The organism is Diaphorobacter sp. JS3050, assembly GCF_013154915.1.
In the GTDB taxonomy this organism is placed as follows: Bacteria; Pseudomonadota; Gammaproteobacteria; order Burkholderiales; family Burkholderiaceae_C; genus Diaphorobacter; species Diaphorobacter nitroreducens.
Genome location: NZ_CP053553.1, coordinates 508,686 through 528,245, shown reverse-complemented (window position 1 = coordinate 528,245; position 19,560 = coordinate 508,686). Strand labels below are relative to the sequence as shown.

At 69.2% G+C, this 19,560-nt stretch carries 17 protein-coding genes and 2 pseudogenes; 10 read left to right on the top strand and 9 right to left on the bottom strand.

The features are described 5' to 3' along the window. The first annotated feature begins 47 nt into the window (after positions 1-47). A complete protein-coding gene (locus HND92_RS02580; protein WP_172205652.1) occupies positions 48-902 on the top strand; it encodes a ChaN family lipoprotein in 855 nt (284 codons plus the stop codon). A gap of 27 nt (positions 903-929) precedes the next feature. On the opposite strand, the pseudogene HND92_RS02575 reads toward HND92_RS02580, so the two are convergent. Beyond that, positions 930-3,301: pseudogene (locus HND92_RS02575) on the bottom strand (putative bifunctional diguanylate cyclase/phosphodiesterase). Here HND92_RS02575 and purU point away from each other — a divergent pair. From purU to HND92_RS02555, 4 genes are all read left to right on the top strand, one after another. Beyond that, positions 3,302-4,150: a formyltetrahydrofolate deformylase gene (gene purU, locus HND92_RS02570; RefSeq protein WP_011803889.1), complete on the top strand. Its 849-nt coding sequence runs from the start codon at positions 3,302-3,304 to the stop codon at positions 4,148-4,150. A gap of 24 nt (positions 4,151-4,174) precedes the next feature. Next, entirely contained in the window at positions 4,175-5,095 is a 921-nt protein-coding gene (locus HND92_RS02565) for a LysR substrate-binding domain-containing protein (protein ID WP_172205650.1), read from the top strand. A gap of 175 nt (positions 5,096-5,270) precedes the next feature. Beyond that, a complete protein-coding gene (locus HND92_RS02560) occupies positions 5,271-6,755 on the top strand; it encodes an FAD-linked oxidase C-terminal domain-containing protein (protein ID WP_253940092.1) in 1,485 nt (494 codons plus the stop codon). A 92-nt stretch (positions 6,756-6,847) separates the two neighbouring features. Further along, positions 6,848-7,303, top strand: a complete 456-nt coding sequence (locus HND92_RS02555; protein WP_253940091.1) for a carboxypeptidase regulatory-like domain-containing protein — start codon at positions 6,848-6,850, stop codon at positions 7,301-7,303. A gap of 59 nt (positions 7,304-7,362) precedes the next feature. Here HND92_RS02555 and HND92_RS02550 read toward each other — a convergent pair whose 3' ends face one another. The 3 genes from HND92_RS02550 to HND92_RS02540 form a co-directional block, all read right to left on the bottom strand. Further along, positions 7,363-8,709 carry a DUF445 domain-containing protein gene (locus HND92_RS02550; RefSeq protein ID WP_371814840.1) on the bottom strand — a complete coding sequence of 449 codons (1,347 nt, stop codon included), beginning with the start codon at positions 8,707-8,709 and terminating at the stop codon, positions 7,363-7,365. Between the two features lie 79 nt (positions 8,710-8,788). Then, positions 8,789-9,925 carry an aminotransferase class V-fold PLP-dependent enzyme gene (locus HND92_RS02545; protein ID WP_012655458.1) on the bottom strand — a complete coding sequence of 379 codons (1,137 nt, stop codon included), beginning with the start codon at positions 9,923-9,925 and terminating at the stop codon, positions 8,789-8,791. A 38-nt stretch (positions 9,926-9,963) separates the two neighbouring features. Next, positions 9,964-10,680: a YggS family pyridoxal phosphate-dependent enzyme gene (locus HND92_RS02540; RefSeq protein ID WP_047350273.1), complete on the bottom strand. Its 717-nt coding sequence runs from the start codon at positions 10,678-10,680 to the stop codon at positions 9,964-9,966. 39 nt (positions 10,681-10,719) lie between these two features. Between HND92_RS02540 and HND92_RS02535 the strand changes: the two genes are divergently transcribed. From HND92_RS02535 to HND92_RS02520, 4 genes are all read left to right on the top strand, one after another. Then, complete coding sequence (locus tag HND92_RS02535) at positions 10,720-11,763, top strand: type IV pilus twitching motility protein PilT (RefSeq protein ID WP_011803881.1); 1,044 nt, start codon at positions 10,720-10,722, stop codon at positions 11,761-11,763. A 76-nt stretch (positions 11,764-11,839) separates the two neighbouring features. Continuing rightward, on the top strand, positions 11,840-12,469 hold the full coding sequence (locus HND92_RS02530; protein ID WP_047350275.1) for a Crp/Fnr family transcriptional regulator: 630 nt from the start codon (positions 11,840-11,842) through the stop codon (positions 12,467-12,469). Positions 12,470-12,515: 46 nt separating this feature from the next. Further along, complete coding sequence (locus tag HND92_RS02525; protein WP_011803879.1) at positions 12,516-13,652, top strand: PilT/PilU family type 4a pilus ATPase; 1,137 nt, start codon at positions 12,516-12,518, stop codon at positions 13,650-13,652. Positions 13,653-13,716: 64 nt separating this feature from the next. Further along, a complete protein-coding gene (locus tag HND92_RS02520) occupies positions 13,717-14,646 on the top strand; it encodes an NAD(P)-dependent oxidoreductase (protein ID WP_011803878.1) in 930 nt (309 codons plus the stop codon). 97 nt (positions 14,647-14,743) lie between these two features. Here HND92_RS02520 and HND92_RS02515 read toward each other — a convergent pair whose 3' ends face one another. Genes HND92_RS02515 through HND92_RS02505 form a run of 3 tightly spaced genes read right to left on the bottom strand, consistent with a single transcriptional unit; the run spans position 14,744 to position 16,465 of the window. Beyond that, on the bottom strand, positions 14,744-15,418 hold the full coding sequence (locus HND92_RS02515; RefSeq protein ID WP_012655453.1) for a BON domain-containing protein: 675 nt from the start codon (positions 15,416-15,418) through the stop codon (positions 14,744-14,746). Next, positions 15,415-16,008, bottom strand: a complete 594-nt coding sequence (locus HND92_RS02510) for an SIS domain-containing protein (RefSeq protein WP_172205644.1) — start codon at positions 16,006-16,008, stop codon at positions 15,415-15,417. The genes HND92_RS02515 and HND92_RS02510 overlap by 4 nt, the downstream gene beginning before the upstream one ends. 58 nt (positions 16,009-16,066) lie before the next feature. After that, on the bottom strand, positions 16,067-16,465 hold the full coding sequence (locus HND92_RS02505) for a YraN family protein (protein WP_011803875.1): 399 nt from the start codon (positions 16,463-16,465) through the stop codon (positions 16,067-16,069). Between HND92_RS02505 and rsmI the strand changes: the two genes are divergently transcribed. Next, entirely contained in the window at positions 16,465-17,403 is a 939-nt protein-coding gene (gene rsmI / locus HND92_RS02500) for a 16S rRNA (cytidine(1402)-2'-O)-methyltransferase (RefSeq protein ID WP_172205642.1), read from the top strand. The genes HND92_RS02505 and rsmI overlap by 1 nt on opposite strands. 195 nt (positions 17,404-17,598) lie before the next feature. On the opposite strand, the pseudogene HND92_RS02495 reads toward rsmI, so the two are convergent. Together HND92_RS02495 and HND92_RS02490 are read right to left on the bottom strand one after the other, a co-directional pair. Continuing rightward, positions 17,599-18,527 (bottom strand): annotated as a pseudogene (locus tag HND92_RS02495) (lysylphosphatidylglycerol synthase transmembrane domain-containing protein). Next, the gene (locus HND92_RS02490; RefSeq protein WP_172205640.1) at positions 18,524-19,555 is read right to left on the bottom strand and encodes a glycosyltransferase family 2 protein; all 1,032 of its coding nucleotides are present in this window, start codon (positions 19,553-19,555) and stop codon (positions 18,524-18,526) included. The pseudogene HND92_RS02495 and the gene HND92_RS02490 overlap by 4 nt, the downstream one beginning before the upstream one ends. Positions 19,556-19,560: the final 5 nt, after the last annotated feature.

Sequence of the window (19,560 nt, the reverse complement as noted above, 5' to 3'; positions counted from 1 at the left end):
GTCACATTTACGCCCGGTTGCAATGCCGCCACGTCCTACCATTGGGCATGCCAACCCTACCGCTGTACCGCTTTCTGCTCGCCACGCTGGCTCTGGCATTCGCCGCCGGCTGTACCACACTTCTGGAGCAGTCGGCACCAACCACCGCGGGCAACGCCGCCTGGGACGCCCAACTGGAGCGCTGGCCGCCCGTGGACGCCCTGCTGCTGGGCGAGCAGCATGACGCCGCCGCCCACCAGCAGTGGCAGCGGCACACGGTCCAGTGGCTCGCCGCGCGCCAGCGCCTTGCGGCCCTGGTGTTGGAGATGGCGCCCGAAGGCGCGGGCACCGATGGCCTGCCGCCGGACGCGGGCGCTGCCCAGGTGCGCGCCGCGCTGCAATGGGATGAGCAGGCCTGGCCCTGGGACCGCTATGCGCCGGTGGTGATGGCTGCCGTGGCCGCGGGCGTGCCGGTGCGCGGCGGTAACCTGCCGCGCAGCCAGATGCCGCAAGCCATGCGCGACGCGGCGCTGGACACGCACTTGCCTCCCGCCGCGCTGGCGCGCCAGCGCACCGCGATCGAGGAGGGCCACTGCGGCCTGGTGCCGGCGCAGCGGCTGATGCCCATGGTGCGCATCCAGCTGGCGCGGGACGCCCGCATGGCGCGCGCAGTGCAGGCCGCCCACCGCCCCGGCCGCACGGTATTGCTGGTGGCGGGCTTCGGCCACGTGCAGCGCAGCCTGGGCGTGCCCACGTGGCTGCCGAGTGATTTCACGTCAAAAGTGGCAATAGCCCAAGCTGGACAAGCGCGAGCAGCTATTGAAAGTGAAGCGGATTACGTCCACCGCACGCCGGCGCTGACGCCCCACGACCCGTGCGCGGAGCTGCGCGAGCGCTGGCCCGGCCCACCGCCCGCGCCGTAGCGGACGCTGGCCCCAGCCCGCGCTCGCTCAGCCCGCCATGCCGTTGTGCGCCTGCAGCAGCCGGGCGAACTCCTCCGCCGGCAGGGGGCGGCTGCACAGGCAGCCCTGGTAGGCGTCGCAGCCACGCTCGCGCAGGAACGCCAGCTGCTGCGGCGTCTCCACCCCCTCGGCCAGCACCGACAGCCCCAGGCTGTGCCCCATGGCAACGATGGCGGCGCTGATGGCCATGTCGTCGGCGCTGCGGGGAATGTCGCGGATGAAGCCCTGATCGATCTTGAGCACGTCGATGGGAAAGCGCTTGAGGTGCGCCAGGGACGAATAGCCGGTGCCGAAGTCGTCCACCGCCATGCGCACGCCCAGCTGCTGCAGCCGCTGCAGCACGGCGCGGATCTCGTCGGGCCGCTCGGCCAGCACCGACTCGGTCAGCTCCAGCTCCAGGCAGCGGGCCGGGAAGCCGCTGGCCTTGAGCGCCTCGGCGGCGCAGGCGGCCACGTCGGTCAACTGGAACTGGCGCGGCGAGAGGTTGATGGCCAGGCGGATCTCCGGCAGGCCGTCGGCGCGCCAGCGCTGGCCCTGCTCGCAGGCGGCGCGCATCACCCACTGGCCCAGCGGGCCGATCACGCCCGAGGTCTCGGCCACGGGGATGAAGCGCGCGGGCGAGATCATGCCCTCCTGCGGGTCCAGCCAGCGCACCAGCGCCTCGGCCCCCATGATCCGGCCGGTGGCGATGCATACCTGCGGCTGGTAGTACAGCCGCAGGTGCCCCTGCGCCAGAGCCACGCGCAGCCGCGCCTCGATTTCCAGGCGCTCGCGCGCGGCCTGGATCAGCGATTCGTCAAAGAAGCAATACGCGCCGCGCCCGCGGGCCTTGGCGCCGTACACCGAGGAATGCGCGCCCTGCAGCAGCGCCTCGGTGGTCCGCGCATGCGCGGGGAACATGCAGATGCCCACGCTCACGCCCACCACCACCTCGATGCCATCGGGCGTGCACCAGGGCGTGCTGGCCGCGGCGATCAGGTGCCGCGCCACGGCTGCCGCGCCGTCCGCATGGCGCAGGTGGCGGGCCAGCACGGCGATCTCGTCGCCGGCCAGCCGCCCCAGCAGATCGCCCGGGCGCAGGCTCTGCTCCACCTGGCGGGTGTGTGCCTGAGCACCTCGTCGCCCACGGCGTGGCCGTAGCTGTCGTTCACGTCCTTGAAGCGGTCCAGGTTCAGGAGCAGCAGGGCCATCTGCTCGCCGCTGTCCTGGGCCTGGCGCACGGCGCTGTCGAGCTGCTCGCCAAACCAGGCGCGGTTGGGCAGGCCGGTCAGCGGGTCGCAGTGCGCCAGAAACTCCAGGCGCTGGTGCTGGGCCTTTTCCTCGGAGATGTCGGTGAACATGCACACGTAGTGCGTCACCGCGCCGTCCGCGCCGCGCACGGCCGAGAGCGACATGCGCTCCGGGAACACCTCGCCGTTCTTGCGCCGGTTCCATATCTCCCCCTGCCAGTGGCCCGTCTGGCGCATGGTGTCCCACATGGCCTCGTAGAACGCCGGTCCGTGCCGCCCCGACTTGAACACGCGCGGGTTCTGGCCCAGCAACTCTTCCTCGGTATAGCCCATGAGCCGCGTGACGGCCGGGTTGACCGAGAGGATGCGGCCGTCGGCATCGGTGACCACCACGCCTTCGATGGTGTTGTCCACCACCGTGGCCGCCAGGCGCCAGCGCTGTTCGCTGAGCGCCTGCGCGTCGCGCGCGGCATGCACTTCACGCAGGGACTGCAGTACGCACACCAGGTGGTCGGGCTCGCTCTCCAGGGCCAGCACATGGCTCACGGTACACAGCACGGGCAGCTGCGATCCATCGCGCTGGTTGCGGCACCAGCGCTCGCCCTGGTAATGGTCGATCTCGCCGGCGCGCAGCCGCTGCAGTTGCCGCTGCGCCCAATCGCTGTCGTGCGGGCGCACCAGCGTTCGGAAGTCGACCTGCGGCAGCGGCTCGTGCGGCGCCACGCCCAGCCATTCACGCAGGCGTTCATTGGCCCACACCAGGCGTCCATCCATGCTCAGCCGCGCCATGCCGGCGGGCGCGTGGCGCAGCACCTGCTCCACCCGGCGCGCCAGGGTGCGCCGGCTCCCGCCCCGGCGCCAGCGCAGCAGGAGCCAGCCCAGCAGAGCACCCGCCAGCACGGCGTCCAGCCCGCTCTTGTACTGCAGCAGGGTCTGCAGCGCCTGCGGCTCCAGGGGCAGGTACTGCAAGGCGGCCGCACCCGCCCAGGCCCAGGCCGCACCCATGGCAACAACGGCCAGCGCCAACATCCAGCGGCCCTGCAGGGGCCTCCACGAGGGCCGGCGGCCCGCGCCTTTACTCAGCAATCCACACTCCTGAAGGGGCCTCGCGTGCTGCGACAATCGCAGCATATGACCCATTCCTACATCCTGACACTGTCCTGCCCCGACCGGCTCGGGCTGGTGCACGCCGTCTCCGGCTTCCTGCTGGACCACGGCGGCAACATCGAGGAAGCCGCTCAGTACAACGACCAGGGCACCGGCCTTTTCTTCATGCGCGTGCAATTCGCATGCGAGTCCACCGACGAAGCCACCCTCAAGGCCGAACTGGCCACCTTTGCCGAAGAGCACAGCATGCGCTGGAGCCTGCATGCCACCAGCGCGGCCATGAAGACCGTGCTGATGGTCAGCAAGGAAGGCCACTGCCTCAACGACCTGCTGTTTCGCTACAAGAGCGGTTTGCTGCCCATCGACATCCGCGCCATCATCAGCAACCACCGCGACTTCTACCAGCTCGCGGCCAGCTACAACATCCCTTTCCACCACATCCCCGTCACCGCCGCCACCAAGGCGCAGGCCGAGGCCAAGCAGTACGAGATCATCCAGGCCGAGGGGGCCGAACTGGTGGTGCTGGCGCGCTACATGCAAGTGCTGTCCAACGACCTGTGCACCAAGCTGTCGGGCCGCGCGATCAACATCCACCACAGCTTCCTGCCCAGCTTCAAGGGCGCCAAGCCCTATTACCAGGCGCATGACCGCGGGGTGAAGCTGATTGGCGCCACCGCCCACTACGTGACGGCCGACCTCGACGAGGGGCCGATTATCGAACAAGATGTTACAAGAGCGGATCACACGGATACCGTGGAAGATCTCACCGCCCGCGGGCGGGACACCGAAAGCCAGGTGTTGGCGCGCGCCGTGAAGTGGCACAGCGAGCACCGCGTGCTGCTCAACGGCCACAAGACCGTCGTCTTCCGCTGAACCCGCCCTGCCCCACACGCCGCCATGGCCACGCAATCCCTTTCCATCGCGGCCAAGGCGGCCCTGGACGCCGCCAGCCTGCGGCGCATCCCGCCGATCCAGTGCCTGCTGACCTTCGAGGCGCTGGCGCGCCTGCGCAGCGTGACGCAGACGGCCGATGAGCTGTGCGTCACCCCCAGCGCCGTAAGCCACCGCGTCAAGCAGCTGGAGCAGATCCTGGGCACGCGGCTGTTCGGGCGGGCCGACTTTTCCCTGACCACCGACGGCAGCGCCTATCTGGCCCATGTGCGCGAGGGGCTCACCGCGCTGCAGCGCTTCCCAGGCACGGCAGTGGCGCCGGGCAAGCGCCGGCTGAAGATCGCGGTCACCCCCACCTTCGCGCGCGCCTTGCTCATCCCGCGGCTGCGCCAGTTCACCGAGACCTACCCCGAGATCGACCTGGCCCTGCAGGTCTCCATCCCGCTGCTGGACGTGGTGGCGGAGGACGCGGACCTCGTCGTGCGCTACGGCCCCGGCCACTACGCCGACATGGAGCATGTGGAGATCGCACGGGACGTGCTAACGCCCCTGGCCTCGCCCGCATTCGTGCGCGAGCATGGCCCCTTCGAGCGCCCCGAGGACCTGGAAGGCCTGCCCCTGCTGCGCAGCCCGCTGGAGCCCTGGCGCAGCTGGTTCGCAGCCGTGGGCCTGGCCTGGGCCGAACCCAACGAAGGCTCGCAATTCAACGACGTGGGCCTGATGTGCGACGCCGCCGCGGCGGGCATGGGCGTGGCCCCGGTACGGCTCAAGCTCGCCGCGCCCTGGCTGGACCAGGGCACACTGGTACGCCTGTTCGACACCGACGCCCCCAGCCCCTACGCGCACTACCTGTGCTGGCGCACCGGCACCATGGACCGCTGGGAATGCGCGGCCTTCGCGGACTGGCTGCGCCGCACGCTGGGGTAACCCCGCAAGCGGCGCGGCCGTGCGCAAGCCAATTTCCATAAGCCAAATCAGGCTCTAGCGCTTATCCATCAAGCGCCAGTAGCTATTAATAACGCAGCAATTGGCGCAACACGGCTCACGCCCGCCTGCAAGAAAACTCACGCCGCGCGCGCACGCCATGGCCTACAGTCACGCCATGCCCAGCCCCACATCCACCGAACGCGCCCAGCGCCAGGCCGAGGTCGTGCAGGCCCTGTCGGCCTGCGTGCCACAGCATGCGCTGCTCTGGCAGCCCGAGGACACCACGCCTTACGAATGCGACGGCCTCACGGCCTACCGCCAGCGCCCGCTGGTCGTGTGCCTGCCCGAAACGGAAGGCGAAGTGCAGGCCGTGCTGAAGACCTGCCACCGCCTGGGCGTGCCCGTGGTGGCGCGCGGCGCTGGGACGGGCCTGTCGGGCGGCGCCATGCCGCATGCCATGGGCGTGACGCTGTCGCTGGCCAAGTTCAACCGCATCCTGGACCTGGACCCGGTCGCCCGCACGGCGCGCGTGCAGTGCGGCGTGCGCAACCTGGCCATCAGCGAGGCCGCCGCGCCCTACAACCTGTATTACGCCCCTGACCCCAGCAGCCAGATCGCCTGCACCATCGGCGGCAACGTGGCCGAGAACTCCGGCGGCGTGCACTGCCTGAAGTACGGCCTGACGGTGCACAACGTGCTGCGCGTGCGCGGCTACACCATGGAGGGCGAGCCCATCACCTTCGGAGCCGAGGCGCTGGACGCGCCCGGCTACGACCTGCTGGCCGCCGTGATCGGCAGCGAGGGCATGCTGGCCGTGGCGCTGGAGGTCACCGTCAAGCTGGTGCCCAAGCCGCAGCTGGCGCGCTGCATCATGGCCAGCTTTGACGACGTGCGCAAAGCCGGCGACGCCGTGGCCGCGGTGATCGCCGCCGGCATCATCCCGGCCGGCCTGGAGATGATGGACAAGCCCATGACCGCCGCCGTGGAGGACTTCGTCAAGGCCGGCTACGACCTGATGGCCGAGGCCATCCTGCTGTGCGAGTCCGACGGCACACCTGAGGAGGTGGAGGAAGAGATCGCGCGCATGAGCGAGGTGCTGCGCGGCTCGGGCGCCACGGCCATCTCGGTCAGCACCAGCGAGGAAGAGCGCATGCGCTTTTGGAGCGGGCGCAAGAACGCCTTCCCCGCCAGCGGCCGCATCAGTCCCGACTACATGTGCATGGACTCCACCATCCCGCGCAAGCGCCTGGCGGACATCCTGCTCGCCATCCAGGAGATGGAAAAGAAGTACCAGCTGCGCTGCTGCAACGTATTCCACGCGGGCGACGGCAACCTGCACCCGCTGATCCTGTTCGATGCCAACGACCCCGACCAGCTGCACCGCTGCGAGCTGTTCGGCGCCGACATTCTGGAAACCAGCGTGGCCATGGGCGGCACCGTGACGGGTGAGCACGGCGTGGGGGTGGAAAAGCTCAACTCCATGTGCGCGCAGTTCACCGTGGAGGAGAACGCGCAGATGTTCGCGCTCAAGGAGGCGTTCGACCCGCAGGGCCTGCTCAACCCCGGCAAGGTGATCCCGACGCTGAACCGCTGCGCCGAGTACGGCAAGATGCTGGTGCGCAACGGCAAGATGAGCCACGCCAACCTGCCGCGCTTCTGACGGCCACCACGCGCGCTCGCGCCCTGGGCTGACAGCGCGGCGCGCAACCAGGTGCCAGCATGGCGCTTTTACCCCTGACAAGGAGGTGCGCCATGCCCGTGTTGTCCCCGTTCCCGTTTCGACTTCCGCGCCGTCTGGCGCCGCTGGGTCTGTGTGCCCTGCTGACCAGCGGCGCCAGCGCCGTGCAGGCGCAGGCCGACAGCGCGCCCCGCCCGGCCGTGCTGCCGCCCGTGCAGACGGCCGGCGCGCTGCACTACCAGTGCGGCGGCATCGGCACGGACGAATCCACCGCCATGCGCGCAGCCATGAAGGACTACCCCCTGTCGCTGCTGTTCGCGCGAGCGGATGGCGCCTACGAGGCCAACGTCGACGTGCGCATCACACCGCAAGGCGGGGGCGACGCGATGCAACTGCGCGCCGGCGGCCCCGTGTGCCTGCTGCAACTGCCTGCGGGCAGCTACCGTGTGGAGGTACAGGGCGCCGGCCAGAACCACAGCCGCACCGTGCAGGTGGGCCGGGCGCCGCAAACGCTGGATTTTCGGTTCTAAGCAAAATCGGGTCTTAGCGCTTATCCAGCAAGCGCTAGCAGCTACTAATTAGATAGCATTCACAGCCCAGCCACCGCCGCCCACAACGCGCCCGCGTGCGAGACGGCGAACAGCAGCAGCCCGATGCAGCCGCCCACCACGGTGCCGTTGATGCGGATGTACTGCAGGTCGCTGCCGATGTGCAGTTCCACCAGCCGCGCCATCTCCTGCGCGTCCCAGCGCTGTACCGTGGCGCGGATGTGTTCGGCCACCGACTGCGCCACATCGGGCGCAAAGGTGGCGGCCCACAGTTCCAGGCGCACGTTCAGGCGCACGCGCAGCGCCGCATCACCCGCGAGCGACAGCCCCAGCCACTGCCCCATGTCGGCCACGCGCGCGGACAATGCCGAGTCTTCGTTCATCAGATCGTCGCGCAGCTTCTGGCGCAGGTCGCTCCACAGATCGCGCACATAGCGGCCCAGCACCTCGTCGTTCTGCAGGTAGCCGCGCACCTCGTCGCCGCGGCGCGCCCAATCGGGGTCGGTCTGCAGGCGGGCGATGAGGCGCTGCACGGCGCCGTCCAACGCCTCGCGCAGCTCGTGCTGCGGGTCCTCGGCCACCGCCTTGAGCAGGGTGTCCACGGCGTGCGTGATGGCCGAGGCGCCCTTGCCCGAGAGCCAGTCGGTGGGCAGCACCTTCTGCTTGAGCGGATGCTCACGCTTGATCCACTGCAGCAGCGTGTCGGCCACGAAGGCGCGCGTGTCCTCGGATCGCACCATGCCGCCCAGGCGCTCCAGCAGGTCGTCCAGCAGCGCCTGGTGCCGGCCCTGGTAGGTGAGCGCGCCCAGCGCCGACGCCATGGAGCGCGACAGGTCGATCTTGCCCACCAGCGTGCGCGCGGCCTGGCTCAGGAAGGCCTGGATCTTCGCGTCCTCCACCGTGTCCAGCGCGGTCAGCGCCAGCCTGGCCACCTGCCTGCCCAGCAGGCGCGCGTTGGCCGGTGCCGTGAGCCACTGCGCCAGCATGTTGGCCGGATCGTGGCGGCGGATCATGGTCACGAGCGAAGGCGCGTCCAGGAATTTGTCGCGCACGAACACCGCCAGGTTGCCGCCGATGCGGTCCTTGTTGCGCGCAATGATGTCGGTGTGGCGCTGCACCAGCGGCAGCGGGATGCGCCGAAACAGCGCCGACACCGCAAACCAGTCGGCCAGGGCGCCCACCATGGCGGCCTCCGCCACGGCGCGCACGCAGGCCACGCCCAGACTGGGTGGAAAGAAATAGGTCAGCGCAAAGACGACGACCACTGCCAGCAGCAGGCCGGTGGCCTGGCGCTTGGCCCGGGACAGCTGGGAGGCACGGCCCGCAAGCGCGGCCGGCTCGGCCGAAGCCGCGGCCTGCGCACCAGGCTCCAGGGGGGACGCATGCATGCGGGAAAGCATAGCCGCGCACCGCGGCCCACGCCACCCCGCGGTTGTAGGAGATGGGCGCTTTTGCGCCGCCGGCCAGTCAGCGCGCCGGCGCGACCTGGTCCAGCGCCGCGGCCAGGTGGCCCACCGTGCGGTCCACGTTGTGCCACTTCTCCAGGCCGAACAGGCCCAGGCGGAAGGTCTGGAAGTCCGCACCCTCGCCGCATTGCAGCGGCACGCCCGAGGCGGTCTGCAGCCCCGCCTCGGCGAACTTCTTGCCGCTCTGGATGCCGGGGTCGGTGGTGTAGCTCACCACCACGCCCGGTGCCTCGTAGCCCGCAGCCGCCACGCTGGGAAAGCCCCGCGCCTGCAGCAGCGCGCGCACCTTGGCGCCGAGTGCGATCTGCTCGTCGCGCACCTTGGCAAAGCCGTAGTCGCGCGTTTCCAGCATCACGTCGCGCAGGCGCACCAGCGCATCGGTGGGCATGGTGGTGTGGTAGGCGTGCTGGCCCTTTTCGTAGCCCTCGGCGATCTGCATCCACTTCTTGAGGTCGCACGAGAAGCTGGAGCTCTGCGTCTGCTCGATCGCCTCGCGCGCGCGGGCCGACAGCATCACCATGGCGCAGCAGGGCGAGCCGCTCCAGCCCTTTTGCGGCGCGGAGATCAGCACGTCCACACCGGTCTTTTCCATGTCCACCCACATGGCACCGGAGGCCACGCAGTCCAGCACGAACAGCGCGCCCACCTCGTGCGCGGCGTCGCTCACGGTGCGCAGGTAATCGTCGGGCAGCAGGATGCCACTGGCCGTCTCCACATGCGGGGCGAACACCACCTTCGGGCGCTCGGCGCGGATGGCGGCGGCCACCTCGCTCGCCGGGCAGGGCACCCAGGGCGCCTGTGGACCGTCGCCCTGGCGGCGCGCCTGGCAGACCACGGCACCACCGCCCAGCCCGCCGGCGTCGAAGATCTGGCTCCAGCGGTAGCTGAACCAGCCGTTGCGCACGATGAGCACCTTCTCGCGGTTGGCGAACTGGCGTGCCACGGCCTCCATGCCGAAGGTGCCGCTGCCGGGCACGAGCACCGCGGTGTGCGCGCGGTAGACCTCCTTGAGCGTCGCCAGGATGTCCTGCATCACGCCCACGAAGCGGCGCGACATGTGGTTGAGCGCACGGTCGGTATAGACCACCGAGAATTCGAGCAGGCCATCGGGATCGACGTCGGGCAGCAAACCGGGCATGAGGGAATCTCCGTCAAAACTAGAGGACGGCCAGCTTATCAGGCCGGGTAGTGGCGCGCACCGAAGATGCCGCTGCCCACGCGCACCATGGTGCTGCCGGCGCGCACCGCGGCCTCCAGGTCGCCGGTCATGCCCAGCGACAGGGTATCGACCGCCTCGAACCCCGGGCCGCCCTGCGCGCGCAGGGTGTCGAACACCTGGCGCACGCGCAGCAGCACGGCCAGTTGCGCGGCCTCGTCGGGCACCGGGTCGGGGATGCTCATGACGCCGCGCAGCGTGAGCCGCGGCAGCGCTGCCACCGCCTGGGCCAGCGCCAATGCCTCCTCGGCCGGCACACCGGCCTTGGTGGCGCCACCATCCACGTTCACCTGGATACAGACCTGCAGCGCGGGCAGGTTGTCGGGACGTTGGTCGGACAGACGCTGCGCCGTCTTGGGGCGGTCCACCGTGTGCACCCAGTCGAAGTGCTGGGCCACCAGGCGGGTCTTGTTGCTCTGCACCGGGCCGATGCAGTGCCACTCCAGCGGCTGCGGCAGCCCGAGCGCCGCCACCAGAGCCATCTTTTCCACGGCTTCCTGAATGTAGTTTTCGCCAAACCGCCGCTGGCCCGCCAACGCCGCGTCACGCACGGCCTCGGGGCCGAAGGTCTTGGAAACCGCCAGCAGCGCCACGGCATCGGGTGGCCTGCCGGCCGCCGCGCAGGCGCGCGCGATGCGCTCCCGCACATTCTGGAGGTTGCTGGCAATCGTCGTCATAATGTTCGCCCAAGCGTATCAAACGATAAGAGGGAATCCGTGGACATCACCCAATTGCTCGCCTTCAGCGTGAAGAACAAGGCGTCCGACCTGCACCTTTCCGCCGGCCTGCCGCCCATGATCCGGGTCCACGGGGACGTACGCCGCATCAACGTCGATGCACTGGACCACAAGACCGTCCACGCCATGGTGTACGACATCATGAGCGACGCCCAGCGCAAGACCTACGAAGAGTTCCTGGAAGTGGACTTTTCCTTCGAGATCGACGGCCTGGCGCGCTTTCGCGTCAACGCGTTCAACCAGAACCGCGGCGCGGCCGCGGTGTTCCGTACCATTCCGAGCAAGATCCTGACGCTGGAGCAGCTCAACGCGCCCAAGATCTTTGCCGACCTGGCGCTCAAGCCGCGCGGCCTGGTGCTGGTGACGGGCCCCACAGGCTCGGGCAAGTCCACCACCCTGGCGGCCATGGTCAACTACCTCAACGAAAGCGAGTACGGCCACATCCTCACGGTGGAAGACCCGATCGAGTTCGTGCACGAGTCCAAGAAGTGCCTGATCAACCAGCGTGAAGTCGGCCCGATGACGCTGTCGTTCGCGGCCGCGCTGAAGTCCGCCCTGCGCGAAGACCCGGACGCCATCCTGGTGGGCGAAATGCGCGACCTGGAAACCATCCGCCTGGCCATGACCGCCGCGGAAACGGGCCACCTGGTGTTCGGCACGCTGCACACGTCCAGTGCCGCCAAGACCATCGACCGGATCATCGACGTCTTCCCCGCCGAGGAAAAGGAAATGGTGCGCGCGATGTTGTCGGAGTCGCTGCAGGCGGTGATCTCGCAGACGCTGTGCAAGACCAAGGACGGTTCTGGCCGCGTGGCGGCGCACGAGATCATGCTGGGCACGAGCGCCATCCGCAATCTGATCCGCGAGGCCAAGGTGGCGCAGATGTACTCCACCATCCAGACCAGCAACAGCGTCGGCATGCAGACGCTGGACCAGAACCTCTCTGACCTGGTGCGCCGCAACATCATCAGCCCGGCCGAGGCGCGCAGCAAGGCCAAGATTCCCGAGAACTTCCCCGGCTGACCCCCCTCCAAGGCGGGCCCGCACACTTTTTCACTACCAGGCTCGTTGGTACACGAGCCCGCATCGGAGCCCCATCATGAAAGGCATTCTCGGCCTGCTCAAGTCCAAAAACCGCAAGTCCGGAGAGGAGAGCACCGACTCGGTGTTCTTCACCACCGCATTTGCCGGCCAGGGCGTGGAGCAATCACAACTGGTCCCCTGGGAGGCGCGCGCCGTCGAAGTCGATGCCAAGCGCCTGCCCCAAAGCCGTGGCGGCAGGCTGCTGCAATCGCTGTGGAGCAAGGACAAGTACATGGCGCACCTGGACCACGACGCCGTGGAACGCATGGAGCGCTTCTTCGAGTTCGCCTCCGTTGCGCCCAACCGCGACCTGATCCGCCAGGACGAATACGGCAACTTCATGGTCGTGCTGCTCACGGGCACCATCGCCGTGGACCGTGTCCAGCCCTGGGGAGAGCAACTGCGCCTGGCCGAGACGCGGCCCGGCGATATCCTGGGCGAGATGTCGCTGCTGGACAGCGGCATCCGTTTTTCGGCGTGCACCACGCTCACGGAATGCGAGATCGCGGTGCTCAGCGCCGAGGCGCTGGATGAGATGATGGCCCACGACCCGCAACTGGCCGCCAGCCTGGTGGCCCTGCTGGCGCGCAAGCTGTCGCAGCGCCTGCGCGTGGTGAGCGCGCGTCTGAGTGAAAATCAACGCTGAACAGCCCGGCACAACAACACAAGGCTGACGACCAAGGGGGTATGGGATGGAACGGGATCAGGCGAGTAAATTCATCAACGATCTGCTCAAGCTGATGGTCAGCCGTGGGGGGAGCGACCTTTTCATCACGGCGGAGTTTCCGCCGGCGATCAAGGTCGACGGCAAGGTCACCAAGGTCTCTCCCCAGCCTCTGACGCCCAACCACACGCTCACGCTGGCGCGCGCCATCATGAGCGACAAGCAGGTGGCCGACTTCGAGCGCACCAAGGAGTGCAACTTTGCCATCTCGCCTGCGGGCGTGGGCCGTTTCCGCGTGAACGCCTTCGTGCAGCAGGGCCGCGTGGGCATGGTGCTGCGGACGATTCCGCTCACGCTGCCCACCATCGACGGCCTGGGCGTTCCGCAGGTGCTCAAGGAAGTCACCATGACCAAGCGCGGATTGTGCATTTTGGTCGGCGCGACGGGCTCGGGCAAGTCCACCACGCTGGCCGCCATGCTGGACTGGCGCAACGAGAACTCCTTCGGCCACATCATCACGGTGGAAGACCCAGTGGAATTCGTGCATCCGCACAAGAACTGCGTGATCACGCAGCGCGAGGTGGGCCTGGACACCGACAGCTGGGAGGCGGCCCTCAAGAACACGCTGCGTCAGGCGCCGGACGTGATCCTGATGGGCGAAATCCGCGACCGCGAGACCATGGAGCACGCCGTGGCGTTTGCCGAAACCGGCCACCTGTGCCTGGCCACGCTGCACGCCAACAGCGCCAACCAGGCACTGGACCGGATCATCAACTTCTTCCCCGAGGAGCGGCGCGCCCAGCTGCTGATGGATCTGTCGCTGAACCTCAAGGCACTGGTCTCGCAGCGCCTGATTCCCAAGCAGGACGGCAAGGGGCGCGCGGCCGCCGTCGAGGTGATGCTGAACACGCCGCTGATCGCCGACCTCATCTTCAAGGGCGAGGTGGCCGAGATCAAGGAAATCATGAAGAAGAGCCGCAACCTGGGCATGCAGACCTTCGACCAGGCACTGTTCGACCTGTTCGAGGCCAACGTGATCAGCTATGAGGATGCCCTGCGCAACGCCGACTCGGTGAACGACCTGCGCTTGCAGATCAAGCTCAGCAGCCAGCGTGCCAAGACGACGGACCTGGCCTCGGGCACCGAGCATTTCGCCATCGTCTGATACCCACACACTCGCCCCACCCGGCCCGCCCCTGCGGGCCTCTCTTTTTGACGGAGCCCAACCCATGAGCAGCAGCATCAATCCCCGCACCTACGATCCGGTCCCCGCACGCCGCGTGGCCTTCCTGGGCTTGGGCGTCATGGGCTACCCGATGGCGGGGCACTTGGCATCGGCGGGCCATACCGTGACGGTGTACAACCGTACCGCTACGAAATCAGAAGCATGGTGCGCTGAATTCAAGGGCGTTGCAACCGTAAAACATGCCAAGACGCCGCGCGAGGCCGCACAAGGCGCGGACATCGTGTTTTGCTGCGTGGGCAATGACGACGACCTGCGCTCCGTGGTGCTCGGGGCCGACGGCGCGTTCGCCGGCATGCAGCAGGGTGCGGTCTTCGTGGACCACACCACGGCATCCGCGGCGGTGGCGCGCGAACTCTATGGCGCCGCCCGCACGCTGGGCCTGCAGTTCATCGACGCGCCGGTCTCCGGCGGGCAGGCCGGCGCGCAAAACGGGCAACTGACCGTGATGTGCGGCGGCGACGCTGCGGCCTTCGATGCCGTACGCCCCACGGCGATGGCCTTCTCGCGCGCGTTCACCCGCATTGGCGACAGCGGCGCCGGCCAACTGGCCAAGATGGTCAATCAGATCTGCATTGCCGGCCTGGTGCAAGGTCTGTCCGAGGCGATTGCCTTCGGCCAGCACGCGGGCCTGGACATGCCGCTGGTGCTCGACGTGATCGGCAAGGGCGCTGCCCAGAGCTGGCAGATGGACAACCGCGGCAAGACCATGGTGGAGGGCCGTTTTGACTTCGGCTTTGCCGTGGACTGGATGCGCAAGGACCTGGGCCTGGTGCTCGACGAAGCCAAGCGCAACGGTGCGCGCCTGCCGGTCACGGCGCTGGTGGACCAGTTCTATGCCGACGTGCAGCTTGCCGGCGGCAACCGCTGGGACACGTCCAGCCTGATCACCCGCCTGGCGCCCAAAAAAGACTGAGGCCCCAAGCGCACTGCCCGCGCAGGGCGAGCAGTGGTTCAATCGCCTGTCACAAGGCGCGGATGGTGCCGACCTGTTCGGCGCGAGCAGCCCGTGCTCAGGGCTTGACTGGCTGCGCCGCCGCGGCGGGGTCCTGCGAGACGGGCGCGGGCTGCTGGGCCGCGCCACCGCGGATCAGTTCCTCTTCGGAGATCACCTCGAACACGCGCACGACCTTGCGTACGCCATCCACGCCGCGCGCGATCTCCGCGGAGCGCTTGGCTTCGCGCTGCGTGACACGGCCCATCAGGTACACCACGTCGCGCTCGGTGACGACCTTGAACGCATTGGCAGACAGGTCCTTGGCGTCCACGAGGCTCGCACGCACCTTGGTCGAGATGAAGGCGTCGCGCGAGCGCTGCGTCAGCGAGGACGCGGGCATCACGCCCAGGTCGTTGACCACCGAGCGCACGTTGTCCACGCCTTGCGCGATCTGCTCCACCTTCTGGCCGTCGGCGGCCGTGGGCACTTCGCCCGTCAGCAGCACCTGGCGGTTGTAGCTGGTCACGTTCACGTGCACGCGGTCGCCCAGGGTCTCACGGATGCGGCTGGCGGTGCGCATCTCGATGCCTTCGTCCTCCACCTGGGTGCCGGTGGTGCGCCGGTCGGTCGCCATCAGGGTGCCGACCACGGCACCGCCGCCGATGACCAGCGGCGCGCAGCCGGCGAGGCTGCCGGCCAGGGCCGCGGCCGCGAGCGCGGCGCTAGAAATTCGCAGCAGGGGAAATGTCATAGAGGAATCTCCTGTTCTCCAAGTAACTGGGCGTCCACGCCGTCGCACAGGCAGTGCAGCACCAGCGCATGCACCTCGCGCACACGGGCGGCTCGGTCATGCGGCACGCAGATCTGGACATCGGTCTCGTGCAGCAGCGCGCCCAACGCCCCGCCGTCGCGGCCACACAGGGCGACCACGGTCATGTCCCGCTCATGGGCGGCCTGCACGGCCTGCAGCAGGGCTGGCTCGTTGCCGCCGATGGTGATGACCAGCAGCAGATCTCCTGCCTGCCCCAGGGCGCGCACCTGGCGCGCCAGCACGGCGCTGTCCGCTACGGCGCTGGTGCCGGTGGCCAGGGCATCGGGCAGCAGGGCCAGCGCCGCCAGTTCGGGCCGGTCGCGCTCGAAACCGGCCACGCAAAAGGCCGCGAACTGCAGGGCCTGCGCGGATGAAGGGCCGCTACCACAGGCCAGCACCTTGGCGCCGTTGGTCACACAGGCCCAGACCGCCTGCACGGCTGCGCTGATGGGATGGCTGAGCGCCTGGGCCGACTGGTATTTCAGGTCGGCGCTGTCGATGAAATGCTGTTGGATGCGTTGCTCAAGCATGGGCCGTGAATGATACCTGCGGGTATCGCGGCGCCTGTAGCAAACGGTAGGCCGCGCGCTACGCGGCGTCGAATGCGCCGCGCAGCCACTGCAGCCGGTCGCCCTCGATGAGCACCGCATCGAAGCGGCATGGCGGCGGTGCGGGCCAGCGCAGCAGGTAGTGCTGCGCGGCAAAGACGATGCGCCGCTGCTTGGCCACGCCGATGCTGCCGCCCGCGCCGCCGTAGGCGCTGGCGCCGCGGCTGCGCACCTCCACGAACACCAGCGTGCCGTCGCGCTCGCGCAGGATCAGGTCGATCTCTCCGCCGCCGCGCCCCGGCGTCCGATAATTGCGCTCCACCAGCGCCAGGCCCGCCGCCGTGAGATGGGCCAGCGCGCGGTCTTCCCCCGCCTGCCCCGCGGCGCGCGTGGTGCGCGCGGGCGCACTGCCATTCACCTTCTTGCCGAGGAATCCCATTGAGCGCCTCTTTTGCCTCTGCCTTGAGCGCCGCGCGCGATGCGGCGGCCGCGCAGCATTATCCGCACGGCGCCCTGTACGTGGTCGCCACGCCCATCGGCAACCTGGCCGACATCACACTGCGTGCGCTGCACGTGCTGCAACTGGCCGACACGCTGGCGTGCGAGGACACGCGCCACACCCAGTCGCTGCTGCGCGCCTACGGCATCGACAAGCCCTCCGACCGCCTGCTGGCGCTGCACCAGCACAACGAGGCGCAGGCCGCGCAGATGGTGGTGCAGCAACTGCAGGCCGGCCAGCGCGTGGCATACGTGAGCGACGCCGGCACGCCCGGGGTGAGTGATCCCGGCGCGCGCCTGGTGGCGGCCGTGCAGGCCGCGGGGCTGCGCTGCATTCCCTTGCCGGGGGCCAGCAGCGTGACGAGCGCGCTGAGCGTCGCGGGCGCGGTGGCCCCCACCGCCGACAGCGGCGGCTTCCTGTTCGCGGGCTTTTTGCCGCCCAAGGGTGCCGAGCGCACGGCCGCGGTGCAGCGCCTGGCGGCCGAGCCGCGCTGCGTGGTACTGCTGGAGGCGCCGCACCGCATCGCTGCGCTGGCCGACACGCTGGCGGACCTGGGCGAGCGACCGGTGACGCTCGCGCGCGAACTCACCAAACAGTTCGAGGAAGTCTCCACGCATCCCGCGCGGAAGCTGGCCGCCTGGCTGGCCGGCGCTCCCCAGCGGGTCAAGGGCGAGTTCGTGGTGCTGCTGCACCCGTTGGCGGCCACGCAGGGCGACGGCGCGGAGGCCGAGCGCGTGCTGCGCCTGCTGCTGGACGAGCTGCCGACCAAGACCGCTGTGAAACTGGCGGCCGACATCGCGCACGCCTCGCGCAACACGCTGTACGAGCGCGCGCTGCAGATCAAGCGGGACGCAGAGCCCGCGGGCGAACACGGCTGAATCGCGCCGGCGCCCCGGTGCCGGCAGCGCCAGCGCCCCATCCGACCGGCATGCACGGGCACGGCGCCGCTGCATGGTCGGCGCGGGCACGCCCCTCATTTCAAGCCGAATTGACCTCCAGCGCTCATCCATCAAGCGCAAGGTGCTATCAATTTGATAAAAATACACCAATGATGGCCAGGCCAGCGCCCGGGCCTACCGCCCCGCGCTGCGCGGCAGGCCGAACGCCAGCGCCCCCAGCGCGCCCTGCGCCAGGCCGTAGACGCCATAGACCACGCCCACGCCCACGGCGGCGGACGCGGCCACGCCGAAGGGGCCAGCGCGGCCACGGCGGCCGCCTCGCGCGTGCCCCAGCCGCCCACGCTCACCGGCAGCGCCGCCATCAGGAACACGGGCGCGATCGCCCAGGCCCACACGCTGGCCGGCAGCGCCACACCCAGTGCCAGCCCGCCCCCCGCCAGCGCCGCGGCCGACAGCAGCTGCACCGCCGCCGATGCCCCGGCCTGCCAGACCAGTTGACGCGGGAAGTCGGGGCGCGTTGCGGCTTCACGCAGCGGTGCGAGCCAGCCGCCCGCAAACCGGCGGCTGCGCAGCAGCGCAGGCAGGCACCAGGGCAGCGCCAGCCACAGCAGCGTGCCTGCGAGCATCAGCGCGATGAAAAGCCCCGGCGGCAACCGCAGCCAGGGCGCCAGCACGTCGGCACAGGCGGCAGCGCCCAGGCCGCCGATGGCGCACAGCATCCACAGGCCGCTCAGCCGGTCCAGCACCACCGACCAACTGGAGGCCGCCGTGTCCTGACCGCTACCACGCAGTACCACGGCGCGGTACACGTCGCCCCCCACCACGGCCCCCGGCAGCAACGCATTCAGGCCGATGGCCTGGAAGTACCAGCGGCAGGCATCGCGCGCGCTCGCGTTGGCGCCCAGCCACCGCGCCAATGCCCGCCAGCGCAGCGCCGAGACGAGGTTGGAAGCGATGCCCGCCAGCAGGCCCGCCAGCAGCCACACTGGCTGGGCCTGGCGCAGTTGGCCCCACACGCGGGACGGATCGGCCAGCGCCACCACCGCGCCCAGCAGGGCCAGGCCCACCAGGCCGCGCAGCAGGGCCTTGAACGGACGTTTCACGCTATCTTATTAGTAGCTGCTTGCGCTTGCTGGTCGCGCGCCGCAGGCATATTTACTCTTGAATCCGGCACATATTCCTGCGCATGGAACTGCGGTGCCCCGCCGGCCTTGTGGTAGATGCGCATCAGCAGCTCGCCGATCAGGCCCGCCACCACCATCTGCACGCCCATCAGCACCAGCATGACGCCGGCAAGCAGCAGCGGCCGGCCGCCGATGTCCTCGCCCAGCACTTTCTGCAGCAGCAGCCAGGCCAGGATCAGCACGCCCGGCGCAGCCAGCCACAGCCCCAGCCCGCCAAAGGCATGCAGCGGGCGCTGGCGGTAGCGCATGAAGAAGACGATGAGGATCAGGTCCAGGATGACGCGGAAGGTGCGGTCGATGCCGTACTTGGACACGCCGCGCGTGCGCGCATGGTGGCGCACCGGCACTTCAGTGATGCGCGCGCCCGCCTCCTTGGCCAGCGACGGGATGAAGCGGTGCAGCTCGCCGTAGAGGCGGATACGGTCGATGATGGGCCGGCGGTAGGCCTTGAGCGCGCAGCCGTAGTCGTGCAGGTGCACCCCCGTGGCGCTGGAGATCAGCCGGTTGGCGATGCGCGAGGGCAGCTTGCGCGACAGCTCCGCGTCCTGCCGGTCCTTGCGCCAGCCGCTGACCATGTCCACGCTGGAGTCGGTTTCCAGGCGCTCCAGCAGCAGCGGAATGTCGCCGGGTTCGTTCTGCATGTCGGCATCCAGCGTCACCACATAGCGGCCGCGCACGCGATCGAAACCCGCCTGCAGGGCGCTCGACTGGCCGTAGTTGCGTGCCAGGAACACCGGGCGCAACCAGGGGCGCGTGGCCGCCAATTCACGCAGCGTGTCGGCGCTGCCGTCGCGCGAGCCGTCGTCCACCGCCAGCAGTTCGAAGCTGAGCGGCTGCGCGGACATCGCCTGCGCGATGCGCTCCACGAGGTCGGGCAGGTTCTCGACCTCGTTGTAGATCGGCACCACGATGGAGACGTCGGGCGTTGGAGTAGGGGCGGTGTTCATCAAGG